This is a genomic window from Psychrobacter sp. FME13 (genome assembly GCF_014861395.1).
Taxonomy (GTDB): domain Bacteria; phylum Pseudomonadota; class Gammaproteobacteria; order Pseudomonadales; family Moraxellaceae; genus Psychrobacter.
This window is the reverse complement of sequence record NZ_RRYV01000419.1, coordinates 1-303: the sequence shown is the minus strand read 5'-3', so window position 1 is coordinate 303 and position 303 is coordinate 1. Positions and strand designations below refer to the sequence as shown.

Here is a 303-nt window from a genome sequence, read left to right as displayed (position 1 = left end):
AGTGACTAAGCTAATCGCTTCTAATTTAAATTCTCGGGTATATTGGTTGCGTTTGTTGGTCATACTATTTTCCTTCTTTGGGTTAGTATAGCCTCTTAGCAGTTGTCCAATTTAATTATGCCACTACAACTCATGCTCAGCTTGTGTGTGTCTGATATTAAAGGTAGAGAGTAGCACTCCTGTATCACCACTAATCTGTAGCCCATGATCGGTAGCGACATTGATGCCTTGACCACTATCGCTTGATTGATGATTGCTAAAGCGGTGGCGTAGTGTACCCAATGCAACGACATGCTCATCAGG

1 protein-coding gene is annotated in these 303 nt (G+C 42.2%); it reads right to left on the bottom strand.

Features of this window, described 5'->3' with window-relative positions; translation table 11 throughout:
- Window positions 1-123 precede the first annotated feature (123 nt).
- Window positions 124-303 (bottom strand): type VI secretion system Vgr family protein (locus EI164_RS16855; RefSeq protein ID WP_192521092.1); only part of this gene is annotated, 180 nt, incomplete at its 5' end.